The organism is Anaerotruncus colihominis (assembly GCF_010206195.1).
GTDB lineage: Bacteria > Bacillota > Clostridia > Oscillospirales > Ruminococcaceae > Anaerotruncus > Anaerotruncus colihominis_A.
Genome location: NZ_VIQT01000010.1, coordinates 185,863 through 199,923 on the forward strand (window position 1 = coordinate 185,863; position 14,061 = coordinate 199,923).

Sequence of the window (14,061 nt, forward strand, 5' to 3'; positions counted from 1 at the left end):
AGGCTTTTTAACGCGATATTCGCCAGATGGTTTTCTGCGCGGCAATGTGGTTCCCCACCTGTACGAACGCCTGAATGGTATAGGCGATGGCGGCCGTCTTTCCCTTTCCCCTAAATCCCATTAACATAGTCGCACTACACGCTGCTTCTTTTACAATGTCAATCCTGATTTTAAAAACCTTTCTTTCTATGTTGTAAGCATATCTGCCTAATTGTATAATAGGTTATAGAAATCACTTGTAAATGGAGGCGTTTGTATGATGATCTCAACGAAAGGTCGTTATGCACTGCGGGTAATGATTGATTTGGCGGAACATCAGGGGGAGGGCTACATCCCTTTAAAGGAAATTGCACAGAGACAGGAAATTTCGGAGAAATATTTGGAATCAATTTTAAAAGTGCTGGTGCGGGAACATTTTCTGATCGGCGTGCGTGGGAAAGGCGGCGGCTACAGACTGAGCAGGACGCCCAAACAATATACGATTGGGAGCATTATCCGGTTGACGGAAAACTCCCTGTCCCCTGTCGCCTGCCTGGATCCACACGCGCTGACCTGTCCCCGCGCCGCACAATGCCGCACTCTTCCCATATGGAAAAAACTCGATCAGGTTGTGAATGATTTCTTTGACAGCTATACGCTTGCCGATCTGGCGGAGCATTCGGAAAGCGGCGGCGATTTTGTAATTTGAAGCAATATCAGCATATGGCTACGGCTTGGTTTCGCTATTACTCACAACTGGATGATATGGCCTGCGAGCTGCGGGAGAGTGAAAACGGCTACGGCTATTTTTCGGATGGTACGGCATGAACTTTACAGGAATACCAGAGCTTTCGTGGAAGTATAGCTATCCCACAGTGATTGTGGTCAGCCTGTCCATTGTACTTATCAGCCTGTGGATCTGTAAAAAGAAAAAAGTTTTGGCAGAGGCCGCTCTTTTCCCGCATTGCCGGCGCATCTCAGACGCCGGATGCCGCTTGCCCCCCTTTTACAATTACTCCTATTTCATCAGCGCAAAATCGTGCGCTTCCCGCAACCATCCCAACAATTCATCATCTATCTGCCCTATTTCAGATATAATCATGTGGTGCGTCCAACGGCCGGGATATGGCTCCACGGCCAACGCTATGCGAGGCGAATCCAGCCGGTGCGAAAGGCCGAACGATACGATCATAAACACCTCCGGACAACCCTTCATCCGACGGAGCGACACAAAGGCAAAGCCATATCGCGCCTTAAAGGTAATTTGTGATTGCTGTACCTTTAATATCGCGTCGGGACACTCTGCCTGAAGTCTGCCGCACAACATTTCGTAGAGAGGCAGCGCGTCGGGCATGGGACTAAAAAACATCAGTTCATCTGCGGTCATCTGATCACCCTGTTCAATTTGTTTTTGATTTATCCTTCCTTAGAAGCTGTACCATTGGTACAGCTTCTAAACTTGGATAGGTATCATCCTGTTATTTATAGACAACACATGCTTAGACACGACTCCATAGGCAAAGAAAGGCCAAGGCACAAAACCTTGACCTTTGTGTTTGCTTCATACGCGCCGTCGTACCGGTCCCGTAAAGCCGCCAGTTCTAAAAGCGTCGCCCGATGCGCCCTAAAAACAGCTGGGCTCTCCTGCAGGCATCAGCTTGTTTCCCGAATGATCAAACGCGGCTGAAAAACGTAGCGCATTTTGCTAAAATCGATCGGGGCGTCATTCGACGGATGCTCGATCATCTCCACCAACATCTCCGCAGCGCGCTGTCCCAGCCGCTTTTTGGGCAGGTCGATGGTGGTAAGACGCGGCTTTACATAGGAGAGAATGGCTATATTGTCAGCGCCCATGATCGCTACCTCCGAGGGAATCTGAATTTTGCGCTCCTGTAGAGCGCAAATCATGCCTGTTGCCACATAATCGCTGTAGCAAATCACCGAAAAAGGCGGCTTGTGCCGCCTCAGAAGCTGCTTCATCACCTCATAGCCGCCCTGCTGGCCTATACAATTTTGGATGACCCAATCATCTTCCTCTTTGATCCCATAATCCGCCAATGCCTGCCTGTAACCAAGCAGACGGTTTTGCGCGGACGGCAGCCGCTCCATGGAATTGATGAAAAAGATCTTGTTTCCATCATAGGACGACAAATATTTTACCGACATGTAGGAAACCATCCGGTCGTCAACAACCACGTAGGCGTCCTGATCCGGGTCGATATAGCCTCTTGCCAGCACATAGGGAATTTGAAAATTGGTCAGCAGATCGCAGCTTTCACGGCCGTTATGCGACGGTGTCAAAAGCACGCCCGCCACATTGAGCGCGTGCAGGCTGCGGATCAGTTCAAGCTCCCGCCGCGCGTCCTGGTGGCTGTCCACAAAGATCGGATAGTATCCGCTTGCGGCCAGCGTTTCCTCCATGCCATGCAGCATTCTGGAATTATAGGGATAAGCATTGTCGCTTAAAATAATTCCTACCGTATTGGTCCTCTGTTGGCGGAAATTTTTGGCAACCTGATTTGGCACATAGTTGACAGACGCCGCGTATTCAATGATCTCTTTGCGCCTTTTTTCTGAAATATCCGGATGTCCATTTAACGCTTTTGAGACTGTCGTAATGCTGATATTTAGTTTCTCCGCCAAATCCTTCAGGCGAACCTTTTCTTGCATATCAGTGTCTCCTTTAATCCCATCGCCCCATACCTCAACCGAGGTGTCGCCGTTTATTTAAAAACAGAAAAATCGTTGGATTTTTCAAACAGCCTCTAGGCCGGCGACATGCGCCCATTCAGTTTCTGCGCCACCATAACGCTGCTTGGCATCCGCTTTTCTTCGCATCCTCCGTCGGCGGAAACGACCAGAGCCGCCACAGCGTTTCCGAATGTGACCGCCTGCGGAAGATCGTCGAGCGTTTGATAACTCGCGATCACACCAGCGGAAAATGCGTCGCCCACGCCCACCGGATTTTTATCCGCGTATGGACAGCTTAGCTCCAGCGCCGGTACATAACGGATTTGTGCGTCTCCCACCTGGTAGGCTGCGCCGGCGTCCCCCATTGTCACCAATACGGCCTTAGCGCCAGCGCGTATGATATAGCCGGCCGCCTGCTCCAGGGTTTGCCCTGGAAAAATATGCGCAAGATCCGATTTGCTTGCTTTGATGATGGTCGCATCCGCGCATAGCGTATCAATCACTTTTTTGCCGCGCGCCGTAAAGATGGAAAAATGATGGTAAGAGGTTGTCCCGCCAAATCCGCCGAGATCGACGATGACAGTCTTTCCCATCCGCGCCAGACAACGGCACATATCGAGATCGACCTCGTAATTCATTGGGCAAATAAAAAATTTCCCCGCATCCAGATACGCGGGAAAGATATCCTCAAAATTGATCAGCGGCGCGGTACACGCGTACTCAATACTTTTGACGCCCGCCTCGTCGTAGATCAAATTATCTTCCGTATTCAAATTATTCCATAAAACCCCTTGAAGATCAACCCGGGCAAACTGGCTGAGGAAATTTTGTTCCAAATTCTCCTCCATATAACTGACGACGCCAACCTGAAGCCCTAATTTTGCCATGATAATAGAGGAATATGCGCAAGGGCTTCCAAGCACCGGCCCAATGATGCGATCTACAAAAATAATATTTTCCTTCACAATGTTCCCAATGACAACAACCTCTATATCCATATGAACCCACCTCTTTGCCGGTTGGAATCAAACTGCCGCCAGGGCTATCGAGGCCACGGCACAAGATTTCGCCTCAATAAAATTATTCTACTCCATATATTGGCTTTAGTCAAGAAAGATTCCGTCCCAAAACACGGACAGCCGGCCATGGCTTCATAGCCATCGCCGGCTGTTTCATACGGGTTTTATCCGACAAAGGCACGGACCTCAGAACAGATGGACGACGCGTCCAAACCGTATTTTTCAAGCAGCTTTTCCGCCGGACCTGATTCGCCATAGGTATCCTGGATACCTATCTTTTTAACTGCAATGGGATATTTTTCCGCAAGCGCTTCACATACCGCGCTTCCAAGCCCGCCGATCACGGAGTGCTCCTCGACCGTGATCACCCGTCCTGTCTTTTTCGCAGACGCAGCAATCAGCTCCGTATCCAGCGGCTTGATGGTGTGGATATTGATCACCTCGGCGTGGATGCCTGCTTCTTCCAGGAGCGCAGCGGCTTCCAGCGCAGGGCTGACGCACAGCCCCGTCGCCACGATCGTTACATCCGTCCCCTCCCGCAGGATAACGCCTTTTCCCAGCTCAAACGTGTAACCGTCAAAATCGTTGACCACCGGGACGGCCAAACGGCCGAAACGCAGATATACAGGCCCCTGATGTTTGTAGGCGGCCCGGACGGCGGCCTTCGCTTCGACATCGTCCGAAGGGTTGATCACGACCATCCCCGGGATTGTGCGCATCAGCGCGATATCCTCGTTGCACTGATGCGTCGCGCCGTCCTCCCCGACAGAGATGCCCGCGTGCGTCGCGCCGATCTTGACATTTAAATGCGGATACCCGATCGAATTGCGCACCTGTTCAAACGCGCGCCCGGCCGCAAACATGGCAAACGAGCTTGCAAATGGCACCAGCCCTGTTGCCGCCAGGCCGGCAGCCACGCCCATCATATTGCCTTCGGCGATTCCGCAGTCGATGAACCGGTCCGGATATGCCTTTTGAAAAATACCAGTCTTGGTCGCCCCCGCAAGGTCCGCATCCAAAACGACCAGGTCGTCATGCTCCTTTGCAAGCTCCACCAGTGTGTTTCCGTAGCTCTCCCTGGTTGCGATTTTCTTTCCCGCCGCCATCAGGCATCCCCCATTCTGTTCAGTTCTTCCATCGCCTTTGCATACTGCTCGTCATTTGGCGCGACCCCGTGCCAGGACGCCTGATTTTCCATAAACGAAACGCCCCTGCCCTTGACCGATCTTGCGATGATCGCGGTCGGTCTGCCTTTTACAGCGCGCGCTTCACCGAACGCATCCAGAATTTGTCCGAAATCATGGGCGTTGATCCGGACGACGTGGAATCCAAAGGCCATAAACTTCTGATCGATGGGATAGGGCGAACAGACCTGCTGGATATCGCCGTCAATCTGTAAGCCATTATTGTCAACAATCACCGTCAGGTTGTCAAGCTTTCTATGAGCCGCCAGCATGGACGCCTCCCAAACCTGTCCCTCCTGTAGTTCGCCGTCGCCCAGTAGCGTGTAGACACGGTACGCCGCTCCCCGCAGCTTTGCGGAGATCGCCATGCCGACAGCGGCTGAAATCCCCTGTCCCAGGGAGCCGGTGCTCATATCGACGCCGGGGATATGTTTCATATCGGGATGCCCCTGCAAAATGGAACCGATATGGCGCAGATTATTAAGCTCCGCGGTATCAAAATAACCGCGTTCCGCCAGCGTCGCGTAAAGCGCCGGGGCCGCGTGTCCTTTGGAGAGCACAAACCTGTCCCGTTCAGGCGCCTGCGGATTTGCGGGGTCAATATTCATTTCTTGAAAATACAGGGCGGTCAAAATATCCGCCGCCGAAAGAGAACCGCCCGGATGCCCTGCCCGGGCGCTGTGAATGGAGGACACAATCCCCCTGCGGATTCTGTTCGCGGTTCTTTTCAACTGCGATTCGTTCATATTGTCACCGTACCGGCCGCATTTTCCTCCGGCGCACCAGAGATCTCCGCACACCGAAAGGCGGCCGCCTTTCTCATATCATTTTGCCATTGGGAAAAGCGCCTGTCTGTTTTCTCCTTTGATGTGGGAGCATTGACAGATTCAACCGGCCTGATAAAGCTCCAGCTTTGTCCCGTCGGGATCGTAAAAAAATGCATACTGCCTGCCGGTTTCCCTATCGAGCGCGACCGGGCCTGTTTTGACCCCCTGGCTTTTCAGATCGTTCACCGACTGCTCCACGTCCTCCACAAGAAAGGAGAGATGCTCCAGGCCCGCGTGCGGGGGCTGCTTTGGATCAGGCACGGTTTCTTGAATAAACAGCTCCACCAGATACTCCCCGTTGAGATAAAGCTCCAACTTGTGACGCTTCTTTTCCGGTGAGTATTGTTCCCGCCGGAGTGTCAGGCCCAAGGTGTGCACATAGAATTCGACAGCCTGCCCGTAGTCGCTGCATATGATACAGACATGGTGCATCGAACGGATATCCAAGCCCATAATGTCCCCCTATTCTCGGTTTTACCGCCGCGCTGGACAGCCTGCTCCCGTGCGAATCAAGCGGGCACATACAACCGCTGCGATCGCCGACAAAAGCGCCGGCAAAATCATTCCCGACCTGATCCCGATCCGGGCGATGACAAACGCGACGGCCGGTGCGCAGACAATGAATCCCGTATAGTGTGCAAAGAGCACCATTGTGCTTCCAAGATAGGAGCGTTCCCCCTCCCATTCGCACGCGATATCAAGCGTAAACGGAAGCACAGGCCCCTCCGCACAACCGGCAATCCCGCAGCAGACAGTCATGATACTTCCGCTGCCCGACAACACGCCCGCCGCTGTCGCCGCCGCTGTAACGCAGTGACAGATCAGAATCGTCCGTTTGCGCGGCGGACGAAAACGGGCCAAAATCAGCCGCGACGCTGTGATGCCAAGCCAAAAGCAGGAGAGCGCAGCCGCGCCCCACCGCGGTTCATGGAGATATTCTGAAATGTAGCGCGTCACCCACACAGTGATTCCAATCTGATGCGCCCCATACAGAAAGGAGCAGATCAACAGCAGGCGTTTGCGGCGCTCCCGGAGATACCCTGCCAAATCAGCGCGGTGAATCTGGTTTGGCTGCGCCGCAAACTGCCGCCGGATGGACCCGGATGTCAAGAGCGCCGCCAGATAGGCCGCAGCGGCTATCAGGGCGGCCAGCGCGCAGATCTGCATGACGCCGTACCATGCGATGCCGGACAGGCGCATCCAGCGGATGATGAGCGGTCCTGTCAGCCCTCCCACGCCATAGCAGCCATGCAAGAGATTCATATAGCGGGCGGAACCGCTCTGATAGAGATCGGCCATCATCGATGAGGCCAGGGAGTCCAGAAAGCCGAAAGCTATTCCATAGACAAAAAAGGCTCCTAAAGCCGCTGCAAAGGCCGGCTGCATCCCCAGCAGGAAAAAGACGCATGGCATTACGGCCGCGGCGACCGCCAGAACGGTGCTCTTGCGCAGCTTTCCAACAAGAAGGCCGATCAAAAAGACCGCGCAGAGATTTCCTGCGCTCTGCGCAGCGCTCATCAGCCCCTGTGCCGAGGATTCCAGCTGGTAATGCCCGATAAAGTCCGACAGCAGCGTCCCCTGAGCCGAGGTACAGAAGGCGCTCACCAGCATCATTGTATAGATACCGATGGTAAACCGCAGCTTTTCGGCCCCGTTCCTGTTCATGCTCCCACCTCCGCCCGCATCTCGCATGTTATTTGGATATCTGCTCCATATACTCCTTGATCAGCTGCTGTCCAAGCGCTCCGCCCGGATGGCTCAAGGCAAAATTCTGTTTGGTAAAGCCGCGCATTTTGCAGACAACCGTCGCCAGCGCGTCGCCGATTGCCAGCGCCCCCGTGGAGCTGGCCGTAGGCGCAAGGCCCATATGATCGATCTCCGGCCCGGCGTCGCAGAGAATTTTGATGTCGGTCGCCTCAGCCAGCGGGGAATGCTTATCCTTTGTGATAGAGATCGTCTTGGCGCCGATGATTTTGAGCGGGGCCAACATGTTGAGGATCTCAGAGGATTTCCCACTGTTGGAAATCATGATGACAAGATCGTCCTTTGTGATCATCCCCATGTCGCCATGCAGCGTTTCACAGCTATGGACAAAAAAGGCGGGAATGCCCAGGCTTGCCATTGTGGCGGCGATCTTTTTGCCGATGTGGCCGGTCTTGCCAAGTCCGGTAACGATTACCCGCCCCTTGCAGTCTAATATCGCCCGGCAGGCCTGTGCATAGGCTTCGTCCACCTGGCTTTTGACACGCAGCAGGGCGTCGGATTCCTTTTGAATCTGCTCCTTGCAGAAGTCGATGATTTTCTCATCCGTATATGGTTCCATGTTAGACAACCTCTCTCCCACAAATTTATTTTACAACCATATTGCGCGACCGCTCCTGAGATACAAAGACCGCCATGATCAGAATCAAGCCCTTGATGAACAGCTGAATTTCCGAGGAAAGTCCCCACAGGACCAGACCGTTGGCGAGCATTTTCAGGGTCAGAACGCCGATCAGCGTTCCCCGCACGCCGCCAATACCGCCGCGTTGTGAGGTACCGCCCAGGACCACCGCCGAGATAACGTCCAGCTCGTATCCGTCGCCGACCGACGGAGAGCCTGAACCCATGCGCGCCGCCATTACGACGGCGCCCAGGCCGGTCAGCAGGCCGGCGAACATGAATACCTTGAGTTTAATCCTATCCACATTGAGTCCGCTCAGTTTTGCAACGATTTCGTCGCCGCCGACAAGCTTGGTGTACCGGCCAAACAGGGTAAACTTTTCAATCAGCAAACAGATGAAAAAGACGCCGAACCCGATGATCAAAATCCAGGGCTTCAGTCCCAGATAGATTTTCAGCGACGATGTGAAAGGGATGGAGGTATTTGTTCCGCCGCTGATCATCGTCGCGCTTGCACGGGCGATTGACAGAAAGCCCAGGGTGACGATAAATGTGGGGACCTTCAGCCTGGTATGCGCCAATCCCTGCACCAGGTAGATCAGCATACTGACTGCCATTACAATGATCAGTGTCAGAACCGTGCTGCCAGTTTTGGCGAACAGTTTGGCAGTCAAAACGCCGCAGAGCGCCATCATGGAGCCCGCGGAAAGGTCGATACTCCCCAGTAAAATGATAAATGTGGCGCCCATGGCCACGATCAGCAGGTCCATGGCGGAGCCGCCGATTGTGAGCAGATTGGAGATGGTCAGAAATTTCCCGTCGCAGGTCAGGGAAAACAGGATAAACAGGATGACAAACGCCAGCAGAGAGATGTTTTTCTTTAGAAATTTTGTCAGCTTCGCTTTATGTTCCCATGTCATAATCAAAACCCTTCCTTCTTTTCGTCGGAACATTCGACCTTTTATATTAAGCGGTTGCTTTAAATGCAACATTTATTCAGGGCTTGTTTGAAAGCAGATAAATTTCCTTTCCAAGCAGCCTCTAGACCATTTTTGCCATGATCAGTTCCTCTGAAAAGTCTTTGCCGCGGGTAAATTCCCCGGAATTTTTGCCGCCTTTAAACGCATAGATCCGGTCGCACATGCCGATCAGCTCCGGAAGCTCATCAGAAATGAGCAGAATCGATTTGCCCTCGTTTTTCAGGCGCTCCAGGAAATGATAAATTTCGTACTTTGCTCCAACGTCGACGCCACGTGTGGGTGAACAGACGATCAAAAACTCGGAATGGTTTTCAATCCATTTCGCGATCACCACTTTCTGACGGTTGCCGCCGCTCAGGCTGGAGACGTTGGTCAGTTCGGACGGCGTCTTGATACGGAATTCTTTGACCGCTCTGCGGGCCGTTTCCCGCTCCTTTTTGTGATCGATCATCCCCGCGTGGGACATCGCAGTCAGGTTGGCAGACGAGATATTCCATACTGAATCGTAGATCAAAAAAAGTCCTTCCGTATCCCGGTCCTTTGGTATGTAGCCGATATGGCTGCGGATTGCCTCTAAAGGCGATTTCATCCTTCCGGATGTTCCCTTATAGACCAGTTCTCCGCCGGTGGCGCGCTCATAGCCAAACAGCGCGCGGCCAAGCGCCTCGGAGCCGCAGCCGCCGATGCCGGCGATCCCGACAATTTCACCAGCGCGCACGGTCAGGTTGATATTCTCAAATTCACCTTCCATGGTAAAATCCTTTAATTCCACCATGACTTCCCCAATGGAGCTGTTGTCGTCGCTTCGGTAGTTTTCAGAGGAAATATTGCGGCCGACCATGCTGTTGATGATCATCTGCGGCGTGGTTTCAGAAACGTTCATCCGGGTGATCAGTTTTCCGTCCCGCAGGACCGTAAGCCGGTCGCACAGGCTGTAGACCTCATCAATGAAGTGGGAGATATAGATGACGCAGACACCCTGCTCCTTCTGTTCCCGCAGAAGGGTGTAAAGGCCCTCTACGCTCTCCTTAGAAATCGCGGCTGAAGTTTCGTCCACCAAGAGAACCTTCGCACGCACTGAAAGCGCCCGCGCAATTTCAACCTGCTTACGTTCCTCAAATTTGAGGTTTCCCACAATATCGGTCGGCTTGATGTGGTCGTAATGGTATTCGTGTAAAATCTCCGCGGCCGCCGCATTCTGCCGTTTCCAGTCAATGGCGCCCGCCTTGTTCAAAAACGTTTTGTCCCGTCCCAGAAAGATGTTTTCGGCCACTGTCAGATTGAAGGCAAAATTGGGCTGCTGCATGATGATCGCGACGCCGGCTTCCTCCGCTTCGCGGGAGGAGCCAGGCCGGTAGGGCTTTCCGAAAAGGGTCATCTCGCCTTCCGTCATGTCGTGAATACCCATCAAAACCTGGAACAACGTGGATTTGCCCGCGCCGTTTTCTCCCACAAGGCCGTGGATTTCCCCCGCTTTAAATTCAACAATCTGATCGCTGTCCCAGTCCAGCGCCTTTGTGCCGGGAAAATACTTTTTAATTCCTTTCAGGACAAGCGCATTTTCCAAAGTGCTCCCTCCTCGGCTTATTTTCAGCAGCCCTTGCCGGGGCTTTGCCCGGCAAGGGCTTTAGGCGTCTTATAGGGAATAGGTGCTGGTCAATCCATGGTAAGCATCGTTTCAAAGGAATACGGTACATCCGGATTGTAGACTTTGCTGTATTGTGTCCAATTGATCGGTTCCGGGTTGTCGAGATATCTCTCCCGGAACGCGGCGACATTTTCCGTAGTGACGTTGAGCAGATTGAGCTGAACGTTCGAGACACCGTCATAGGTAATGCCGTTTAAGGTATCATACAGGATAACGGACGCCATAGCCGGCATCATGTAATGGCCGCCGCAGGAAAAATAAAGCTGGCTGGCTTCCATCGACGCGACCGCGTCAGACAGGCAGTCCATACCGCCGACCTTGACCGACTCGACTTTTCCGGATTCGGTCAGAACATTGACCGCAGAAAGCGCCAGCGAATCATTGTAGCACCAGACACCGTCAAGATCCGGATGCGCGGAATACATATTCCGGAAGGATTTGTCGCCGTCATCCCAGTTTTCGCCTGCGTAATCGGACTGGAGCAGCGTAACCTCCGGATGCTCCTCCAACGCGCGCATCAAGCCTTCGTTGCGCCCCATAGCGACCGAGGTCCCCTGGATGCCGCCAACCGCCACGAGGTTTTTAACGCCCGCATTGAACAGCGCGACCGCTTCCTGATAGCCGGCTTCCTCATCATTCGGGCCGACAAAGGCGATATAATCCTGTCCTGCCACAATATCCGCATCCGGCAGGCGGTCGATGATAACGACCGGGATGTTCTTTTCGTTACAGGCGCTCAAAATGCCCGGAACAACCGAGGAATCCTGCGGAGCAAGCACGAGAGCGTTGATGCCGGAGGAAATCATGGTTTCCACATCGGAGAGCTGCTCGGCGGTATCGCCGTTGCAGTCGTCGGAGAGCGGGGTGAAGCCGAGGTCGGACGAGGCCATCTTGAAGTAGTTGACCGCGTTCTGCCAGAACTCATTGTTGCTCGTCGGGAACGAGAAACCGATCGTAAAGCTGCCGCCCGAAGGCTCCGTAGCCGGTGTGGAAGCTGTATCCTGCGCCTGCGACGCTGCCGGCGCCGCAGGTGTGTCTGGAGTAGAGGGGGCGGCTGTCCCGCCACAAGCTGTCATGGTGAAAAGCATGGCCACTACGGTGAAAATCGCCAACAATGTCTTTTTCATTTTTTATCCTCCTCTGTCATTCAGGTTATGGAATGATGCGGACGGAACCTTCGCGGCTCACCGGATCTCCGGGGCGTCATAGTGTGGAACAATATAGTTTTCCATCTGGCGGCCGACCTCGACCCATGAATTCGTCTTCATGGAAAGGTAAGCGCCGACGAGCACATCGGTTACGAGGGCGCTGTCCTCCGGTGTAAGCGAAGGCGCGGTTCCCGTCTCCACGCAATGCAAAAAGTGCTCCAGCATGGTCTTATAAGCCCAGCCGCGCTTTGGATAGATCGGGACCCAACGCTTGGGAACATGGCCGTTCGGCTGCATGATGTCCTCGGACCAGAAAAGCTGCGGGTAACGGTATTCGCGGACGATCTCCGGCAGTTCGTTCTGCTTGAAATCCTTGTTTGTGAAAACTGCCAGCGGTGCGGTCTGGAAGGGATTCGTGGCCTCGGAGCCGGTAAAGATGGTTCCCTCGGTACCGTAGACCTCCGAGATGTTGGAAACCGCTGGGGAATAGCGGTCGCCGCTGATAACGCCGGTCGCGCCGTTTTCAAATTCGATGGTGATCCAGAAAGAGTCGTCAAGCTCCGTATAATCCTGACCGAACGCCTTGATGATACCCATGACGCGTTTGGGGCGGCTGCCCATCAGGTACATCAAAAGATCAGCACGGTGCGCGCCGAGATCGAACAGAGCGCCGGCGCCCGCTTCATGCGCGTTCTGGCGGAAACGCGTGAAGGAAAGCTGCTCATGATAGAGCGACCAGCCTTCATGCAGCGAGGAGCGTCCCATCTGCGGTTTGCCAATGAATCCATCGTCAATCAACTTGCGGGCGATCATGTTCTGTTCCCAGAACCGCTGGTTGGTTCCAGCCATCAGGAATACGCCTTCCTCATGGCAAACGTCAACCATTTTCCACGCTTCAGCATGGGTACAGGCAAATGGTTTTTCGACGATTACATGCTTTTTGGCGCGCATCGCGTCGATGGCTTCCTGCGCATGCAGGCGGTTTGGAGTGCCGACGATAACGACCTGAACATCTTTATCCTCGAGCATGTCGTGATAATCAACGTACGTTTTCTTTGGATTCCACTTGCGGGACATCTTGTCCAAAAACTCCGTATTGGTGTCGCAGAGCGCCGCCAGATACGCATTTGGAAGCGCCTCAATTGAGGGGCAATGACCGATATCCGCGATTGAACCTGCGCCGATAATGCCAACGCCGATCTTGCTCATATGCTTTTTCCTTTCTGTTGTGATGACTGTTTTGGATATGTGGGTTATGTTGTGCTTCGCAATGCTGGAATCAACACGAAGAGATGCGCTCCTCTACGCTTTGCTTATCCGGCATCCGCTTGAAATAACAGCCGCCCGGCCGTTGAATCACGATTGAGGCGGTGGCGTTGCCATTGATCACCGCCTTGTCGACATCCCGGTCGCGGCAGTAGGAAGCCATAAAGCCCGCTCCGAAACTGTCCCCGGCTCCAGTAAAGTTGAGGGAGCCGTCCGGCGCCTCGCTGACAGCATTGCAAGGCTCCCTGTAACGGATTGCACCGTCGCCGATTTTGTATAGGACGCCTCTGCTGCCGAGCGTCACAACCACAATCCTGGCGCCTGCATCGCGCAGATACTGTGCTGCCTGCTCTGCGGTTTTGCCCGGGATGATTGAAGCGAGATCCTCCTCGCTGGCCTTGACGATCGAACAGTTTTTGCAGATGGTGTCTATGACCGTCTTTCCGTACTCCGTTTCGACGGAGTGGCGGACCTCGCTGGTCGCGCCGCCGTATCCGCCTAAATCGACAAATACTGTTTTTCCCATCGCATCAAGCTGTTCAATCAGGTCAAGTTCCACCTCATAATTCATGGGGCAGATTTTGAAAAAATCAGCTTCAAGGTACTGATCGTTGATATCCTCAAAGCGGATATCAGGCGTTTTACGAGTATATTCCACATATTTGGTCCCGTCCTGACGGTACACCAGATTGTTAGTGGTGGTATACGCAAATGGGATAAAGCCAGTTCGATCCAGGGCATCTAATTCAGAGATCATGTTCTCCATATCATAGCCATAGTAGGTGACGATTCCCACTTTACAGCCCTGAGCGGCCATTACCAGGGAGGCATAGGCCGCCGGGCTGCCGATCACAGGACCAATCTGTTTGTCAGGATAGACGATCGTTTCCTTGATGATGCTGCCGATGGTGACTACATCCAAATTCTTCGCCATACT

Annotated in this window: 15 protein-coding genes and 1 pseudogene; 3 read left to right on the forward strand and 13 right to left on the reverse strand. The window is 53.5% G+C overall.

The window, feature by feature from the left end; genetic code table 11:
• The first annotated feature begins 256 nt into the window (after positions 1-256).
• From FMM72_RS08700 to FMM72_RS17175, 3 genes and pseudogenes are all read left to right on the forward strand, one after another.
• Positions 257-688: an RrF2 family transcriptional regulator gene (locus FMM72_RS08700; protein WP_162221201.1), complete on the forward strand. Its 432-nt coding sequence runs from the start codon at positions 257-259 to the stop codon at positions 686-688.
• Positions 685-807 (forward strand): hypothetical protein, encoded by a 123-nt coding sequence (locus tag FMM72_RS17400; RefSeq protein WP_257430953.1) that lies wholly within the window; start codon positions 685-687, stop codon positions 805-807. Before FMM72_RS08700 ends, FMM72_RS17400 begins: the two co-directional genes overlap by 4 nt.
• Positions 804-851, forward strand: a pseudogene (locus FMM72_RS17175) (hypothetical protein); the annotation flags it as partial. The gene FMM72_RS17400 and the pseudogene FMM72_RS17175, both read left to right, overlap by 4 nt.
• A gap of 146 nt (positions 852-997) precedes the next feature.
• On the opposite strand, the gene FMM72_RS08710 reads toward FMM72_RS17175, so the two are convergent.
• The 13 genes from FMM72_RS08710 to FMM72_RS08770 all read right to left on the reverse strand — a co-directional run bounded on the left by FMM72_RS08710 (position 998) and on the right by FMM72_RS08770 (position 14,058).
• Positions 998-1,366: a DUF5655 domain-containing protein gene (locus FMM72_RS08710; protein ID WP_160208967.1), complete on the reverse strand. Its 369-nt coding sequence runs from the start codon at positions 1,364-1,366 to the stop codon at positions 998-1,000.
• 266 nt (positions 1,367-1,632) lie between these two features.
• Entirely contained in the window at positions 1,633-2,649 is a 1,017-nt protein-coding gene (locus FMM72_RS08715; protein ID WP_160208966.1) for a LacI family DNA-binding transcriptional regulator, read from the reverse strand.
• A 95-nt stretch (positions 2,650-2,744) separates the two neighbouring features.
• Positions 2,745-3,668 (reverse strand): carbohydrate kinase family protein, encoded by a 924-nt coding sequence (locus FMM72_RS08720; protein ID WP_160208965.1) that lies wholly within the window; start codon positions 3,666-3,668, stop codon positions 2,745-2,747.
• A 185-nt stretch (positions 3,669-3,853) separates the two neighbouring features.
• On the reverse strand, positions 3,854-4,795 hold the full coding sequence (locus tag FMM72_RS08725) for a transketolase family protein (RefSeq protein ID WP_162221202.1): 942 nt from the start codon (positions 4,793-4,795) through the stop codon (positions 3,854-3,856).
• On the reverse strand, positions 4,795-5,619 hold the full coding sequence (locus FMM72_RS08730; protein WP_160209052.1) for a transketolase: 825 nt from the start codon (positions 5,617-5,619) through the stop codon (positions 4,795-4,797). Before FMM72_RS08730 ends, FMM72_RS08725 begins: the two co-directional genes overlap by 1 nt.
• Positions 5,620-5,760: 141 nt before the next feature.
• The gene (locus tag FMM72_RS08735; RefSeq protein ID WP_160208963.1) at positions 5,761-6,153 is read right to left on the reverse strand and encodes a VOC family protein; all 393 of its coding nucleotides are present in this window, start codon (positions 6,151-6,153) and stop codon (positions 5,761-5,763) included.
• Positions 6,154-6,174: 21 nt separating this feature from the next.
• Positions 6,175-7,365 (reverse strand): MFS transporter, encoded by a 1,191-nt coding sequence (locus FMM72_RS08740; protein ID WP_160208962.1) that lies wholly within the window; start codon positions 7,363-7,365, stop codon positions 6,175-6,177.
• Between the two features lie 28 nt (positions 7,366-7,393).
• Positions 7,394-8,023 carry a KpsF/GutQ family sugar-phosphate isomerase gene (locus tag FMM72_RS08745; RefSeq protein WP_162221203.1) on the reverse strand — a complete coding sequence of 210 codons (630 nt, stop codon included), beginning with the start codon at positions 8,021-8,023 and terminating at the stop codon, positions 7,394-7,396.
• A gap of 25 nt (positions 8,024-8,048) precedes the next feature.
• Positions 8,049-9,002 carry an ABC transporter permease gene (locus FMM72_RS08750; protein WP_243151568.1) on the reverse strand — a complete coding sequence of 318 codons (954 nt, stop codon included), beginning with the start codon at positions 9,000-9,002 and terminating at the stop codon, positions 8,049-8,051.
• Between the two features lie 121 nt (positions 9,003-9,123).
• Entirely contained in the window at positions 9,124-10,629 is a 1,506-nt protein-coding gene (locus tag FMM72_RS08755) for a sugar ABC transporter ATP-binding protein (RefSeq protein ID WP_162221204.1), read from the reverse strand.
• An 89-nt stretch (positions 10,630-10,718) separates the two neighbouring features.
• A complete protein-coding gene (locus tag FMM72_RS08760) occupies positions 10,719-11,837 on the reverse strand; it encodes an ABC transporter substrate-binding protein (protein ID WP_162221205.1) in 1,119 nt (372 codons plus the stop codon).
• Between the two features lie 57 nt (positions 11,838-11,894).
• The gene (locus tag FMM72_RS08765; protein WP_160208957.1) at positions 11,895-13,067 is read right to left on the reverse strand and encodes a Gfo/Idh/MocA family protein; all 1,173 of its coding nucleotides are present in this window, start codon (positions 13,065-13,067) and stop codon (positions 11,895-11,897) included.
• Positions 13,068-13,137: 70 nt separating this feature from the next.
• Positions 13,138-14,058 carry a carbohydrate kinase family protein gene (locus FMM72_RS08770; protein ID WP_243151567.1) on the reverse strand — a complete coding sequence of 307 codons (921 nt, stop codon included), beginning with the start codon at positions 14,056-14,058 and terminating at the stop codon, positions 13,138-13,140.
• Positions 14,059-14,061: the final 3 nt, after the last annotated feature.

Coding starts and splice junctions, on each gene's coding strand:
- FMM72_RS08700 (WP_162221201.1), top strand. CDS start 257: ATGATGATCTCAACGAAAGGTCGTTATGCACTGCGGGTAATGATTGAT.
- FMM72_RS08710 (WP_160208967.1), bottom strand. CDS start 1,366: ATGACCGCAGATGAACTGATGTTTTTTAGTCCCATGCCCGACGCGCTG.
- FMM72_RS08715 (WP_160208966.1), bottom strand. CDS start 2,649: ATGCAAGAAAAGGTTCGCCTGAAGGATTTGGCGGAGAAACTAAATATC.
- FMM72_RS08720 (WP_160208965.1), bottom strand. CDS start 3,668: ATGGATATAGAGGTTGTTGTCATTGGGAACATTGTGAAGGAAAATATT.
- FMM72_RS08725 (WP_162221202.1), bottom strand. CDS start 4,795: ATGGCGGCGGGAAAGAAAATCGCAACCAGGGAGAGCTACGGAAACACA.
- FMM72_RS08730 (WP_160209052.1), bottom strand. CDS start 5,619: ATGAACGAATCGCAGTTGAAAAGAACCGCGAACAGAATCCGCAGGGGG.
- FMM72_RS08735 (WP_160208963.1), bottom strand. CDS start 6,153: ATGGGCTTGGATATCCGTTCGATGCACCATGTCTGTATCATATGCAGC.
- FMM72_RS08740 (WP_160208962.1), bottom strand. CDS start 7,365: ATGAACAGGAACGGGGCCGAAAAGCTGCGGTTTACCATCGGTATCTAT.
- FMM72_RS08745 (WP_162221203.1), bottom strand. CDS start 8,023: ATGGAACCATATACGGATGAGAAAATCATCGACTTCTGCAAGGAGCAG.
- FMM72_RS08750 (WP_243151568.1), bottom strand. CDS start 9,002: ATGACATGGGAACATAAAGCGAAGCTGACAAAATTTCTAAAGAAAAAC.
- FMM72_RS08760 (WP_162221205.1), bottom strand. CDS start 11,837: ATGAAAAAGACATTGTTGGCGATTTTCACCGTAGTGGCCATGCTTTTC.
- FMM72_RS08765 (WP_160208957.1), bottom strand. CDS start 13,067: ATGAGCAAGATCGGCGTTGGCATTATCGGCGCAGGTTCAATCGCGGAT.
- FMM72_RS08770 (WP_243151567.1), bottom strand. CDS start 14,058: ATGGCGAAGAATTTGGATGTAGTCACCATCGGCAGCATCATCAAGGAA.